Source organism: Pseudomonas sp. Sample_24 (assembly GCF_004307605.1).
Taxonomy (GTDB): Bacteria; Pseudomonadota; Gammaproteobacteria; order Pseudomonadales; family Pseudomonadaceae; genus Aquipseudomonas.
This window is the reverse complement of the sequence record NZ_RCNW01000522.1, coordinates 1-3,704: the sequence shown is the minus strand read 5'-3', so window position 1 is coordinate 3,704 and position 3,704 is coordinate 1. Positions and strand designations below refer to the sequence as shown.

Genomic DNA, 3,704 nt, shown 5'->3' with positions numbered 1-3,704 from the left:
CACTCCCTGGGCGCCGCCGGCGTTCACGAAGCGATCTACTGCATGCTGATGATGGAAGGCAATTTCATTGCCGGCTCCGCCAACATCGACGAGCTGGACCCTGAAGTGGCCGACCTGCCGGTGCTGACCAAGACCCGCGAGAACGCCACCATCAACACTGTGATGAGCAACAGTTTCGGTTTCGGTGGCACCAACGCCACGCTGGTACTGAAGCGCTGGGAAGGCAAGTAATTCCCCGCTGAGCCACACATGAAAACGCCCCGACTGGTTCGGGGCGTTTTTTTTTGCCTTTTGAATTAACCAGGCTGACATATTACCTGTGGGAGCTGGCTTGCCAGCGATGACGTCGGCACAGCAAACATCAGCATCGGCTGACACACCGCTATCGCTGGCAAGCCAGCTCCCACAGGATGAAATATGTCGATGGAAGATGAAGCTTTTGTCATGCAACCATCCGCCCAGCGACTGAATGTCGCGGTTTCCGTGGGCTGCAGGACTGTTTCCAATTCTGCAACAAACCCTTTCCAAAGCCAGTCGTTTACTTAGCAAGCTACCAAAACATATAACAGAGTCCTGCACATGCCTTGCTGCAGATAACAGAGATTGGAGCTAGCAGATGACTGTAAAAGTAACTGAACGCGACGATTCAAAAATGTCCCATGAAGGCGTAGCCGCCGGTATCCGGATCTGGGATGTACATCAACAGGAATTGCTGGTGGGGATGTTCCATAGCGAGACCGACGCCCAGAATTACAAGGCCGAGTTGGAAATGCTGGAACATGAACGCGAACTCATGACTGGCTGAACACGAAACGTGCCCTCGCTGCAGCTCGCCCTTCCTACACAGTGAGCTGCAGCGCAATCTGACACGTTACGTAATGCGCAAAGAAGCCAGATGAACATCGCCATCGATCACCACTGAAGGGACAACCCCGACGATCTTTCCCGCGTCATGTCTGACCACCTCGCATTCCCCATCGTCGAAACCGTCGTTCCTGACGGAGTACTGTATCGATGGCAGATGCCGTTTGCTGTAGTCCAAGCCCATGCCACAAGCAATCAGAAAATCGATCTTCGAATTTTTCAGTTCAATCTCCTCGTCTCGCTCGCCCTCTTTAAGCAGCGAATAATCAAGGCACAGATTGACGCCGAACGGACAGCCGGGAACAAGATTGTTCAAAAATCTTCCTTCATAACTGTCGAAGTAACTGTGTTCGGCTTGCACACTGCTGAGCGCCTTGACCTTTACAACAAAGTCACCGAAAAGATTAAAGTACCAATACCCCGCCGATGTCCCGACATGCCGGCCAAAATCGATACCTGACACATAACGTTTTGGCCACATCGAAATAAGCGGTTTATCCACCTCATACTCTTTGTTGGAGATGACCAGCAAATAATTGATGGCCTCGTAATGATTGGAGTCGCTCTGCTCAATTTTTATAAGGCTTGCGCAACTTCCTCCCAGCAAAACGATTTTCCCATAATGCTCAACCGGGAGATCCTCCATCAACGTCATGACAGCAGCCGATAGCTTTTCAAGGTAAGCGGAGTTCAGTTCGTGAAGTTCCTCCTCACTCTGCACGACGTGCCAGGGTATGTTCCAGAAGAACTCGGGCAGGGTAAAGAACAGACAGGCGGCACCCGCATGCCGCTCGCGAGCGGCCTTGGCTGCGACCTTTATTTTCCAGCGCACATGATCAACCCGCGCATCGAGTTCGCTCGTCAGGTAATCATTGATGGATAGGTAGGACGGTCTTTGTTTGGAAAATTGTGATTTAAAAGTAGGTTGGCGCAACGAAGCAATATTGATCAACATCAAACATATCCTTATGTCATAAAATTCATTCCATTGGGTTTTCTCCGCTGTGCAACTTCACTTGCAAGTAAAGTATTTTTGGCAAAAGAAAACCCGAAAGATCGTATCGATACGATGTTTCGGGCTCAATATAAAAATCAAGTGAATTGCCAGCAAACATGTAAGTTCGCTAACAAGACAAATGGATTACCACATCAGATCATCAGGAATCTGGTAAGCCGCGTACGGATCGTCCTCGGCTGCGACTTCTTCCGTCTTCACGTTCAGCTGCACAATGCGCTGAGGGTCACGCTCCTGGATCTTCAGCGCCGCTTCACGGGGAATGACTTCATAACCACCGGCATGATGCACGATGGCCAGCGAACCATTGCTGAGCTTGTTGCGCATCAGCGTATTGACCGACAGACGCTTGACCTTCTTGTCATCAACGAAGTTGTAGTAATCCTCAGTCGTCAGCTTCGGCAGGCGCGTGGCTTCAATCAATTGCTTGATCTGCGCGACACGGGCCTTGGCTTCGGCTTTTTCCTTCTGCTGGCGATTGAGCTCCTGATCGCGCTTGACCTTCTCGGCCATGGCTTCCTGGGCTGCACGCTGCTGGGAATCATCCAGTTCGACCTGGCCTTTGTGGGCCAGACGCTGTTGCTTCTGTTTGTCTTTGCTGACCTGCTTGGCCTGCTTCTGGTTGACCAGCCCTGCTTTGAGCAACTGGTCGCGAAGGGAAATGCTCATGGTGCTTATTACTCACTTAGGCAACTGCTCAACCGCAGCTGGGCAAATTCTTTTCCTGACGTTTGGCTTCGCCCCACAAGGCGTCCAACTCTTCGAGGGTGCAATCTTCCATGGGTCGGTGGGTGTCGCGCAATGCCTGTTCGATAAAACGGAAACGTCGCTCGAACTTGCCATTGGCGCCACGTAGTGCGGTTTCCGGGTCAATCTTCAGATGACGCGCAAGATTGACCACGGAAAACAACAGGTCGCCGATCTCGCCAGCCACCGCCTCGGGATCGTTTTGCGACATGGCTTCGAGGACTTCATCGAGTTCTTCGCGCACCTTGTCGAGTACCGGCAGAGCGTCGGGCCAGTCGAAACCCACCTGCGCTGCGCGTTTCTGCAATTTTGCCGAGCGTGACAACGCCGGCAATGCAGCGGGCACGTCATCGAGCAACGACAGCTGCAGCGGTGCCGCAGATTTCTCCGCGCGCTCTTCGGCCTTGATCTCTTCCCAGCGTTGCTTGACTTGCTCTTCGGTCAACCGAGGCACATCCAGCGGCGCATTGAGATCACCTGTAGGGAACACGTGGGGATGCCGGCGGATCAGTTTGCGGGTGATGCTGTCGACCACACCGTCGAACTCGAAGCGCCCTTCCTCCCGGGCCAGTTGGCTGTAATAAACCACCTGGAACAGCAAGTCGCCGAGTTCGCCCTGTAAATGATCGAAGTCACCACGCTCGATGGCGTCGGCGACTTCGTAGGCTTCCTCAAGGGTATGCGCAACGATGGTGGCGTAGGTTTGCTTGATGTCCCACGGGCAACCGTACTGCGGGTCGCGCAGGCGGTTCATCAGATGAAGCAAGTCTTCAAGTGAATACATCGGGTCAGTCTCAACAAGACCTGTGGGAGCTGACCTGCCGGCGATGCGGACAACTCGATCTCTGAGGAAAATCGAGGTGATGCCATCGCTGGCAAGCCAGCTCCCACAGTTGATCGGCGTCGTTCTTCACGGCGTACGGTTACGCCGGGTTTCGATGATGTTCGGCAATTGGGAAATCCGCCCCAGCAACCGCCCCAATGCATCCAGCCCCGGAATCTCGATGGTCAGGGACATCAGCGCCGTGTTGTCCTCCTTGTTCGAACGGGTGTTGACCGCCAGCACGTTGATCCGCTC

The 3,704-nt window shown here is 53.4% G+C and carries 5 protein-coding genes and 1 pseudogene; 2 read left to right on the top strand and 4 right to left on the bottom strand.

Annotated elements, in window-relative coordinates:
* Both D8V06_RS29690 and D8V06_RS29685 read left to right on the top strand, forming a co-directional pair.
* A pseudogene (locus D8V06_RS29690) lies at positions 1 to 231 on the top strand (beta-ketoacyl-ACP synthase I); the annotation flags it as partial.
* Positions 232 to 616: 385 nt separating this feature from the next.
* Positions 617 to 805, top strand: a complete 189-nt coding sequence (locus tag D8V06_RS29685) for a hypothetical protein (protein ID WP_056853118.1) — start codon at positions 617 to 619, stop codon at positions 803 to 805.
* Positions 806 to 871: 66 nt separating this feature from the next.
* On the opposite strand, the gene D8V06_RS29680 is transcribed toward D8V06_RS29685, so the two are convergent.
* The 4 genes from D8V06_RS29680 to D8V06_RS29665 form a co-directional block, all read right to left on the bottom strand.
* The gene (locus D8V06_RS29680) at positions 872 to 1,819 is read right to left on the bottom strand and encodes a hypothetical protein (RefSeq protein ID WP_130932371.1); all 948 of its coding nucleotides are present in this window, start codon (positions 1,817 to 1,819) and stop codon (positions 872 to 874) included.
* 186 nt (positions 1,820 to 2,005) lie between these two features.
* Positions 2,006 to 2,548: a DUF2058 domain-containing protein gene (locus D8V06_RS29675; protein ID WP_056853120.1), complete on the bottom strand. Its 543-nt coding sequence runs from the start codon at positions 2,546 to 2,548 to the stop codon at positions 2,006 to 2,008.
* Positions 2,549 to 2,576: 28 nt separating this feature from the next.
* Positions 2,577 to 3,410, bottom strand: coding sequence for a nucleoside triphosphate pyrophosphohydrolase (gene mazG / locus D8V06_RS29670; protein ID WP_130932370.1), 834 nt, complete (start codon positions 3,408 to 3,410; stop codon positions 2,577 to 2,579).
* A gap of 126 nt (positions 3,411 to 3,536) precedes the next feature.
* Positions 3,537 to 3,704: ACT domain-containing protein (locus D8V06_RS29665; protein WP_130932369.1), on the bottom strand; the 168-nt coding region annotated here is incomplete at its 5' end.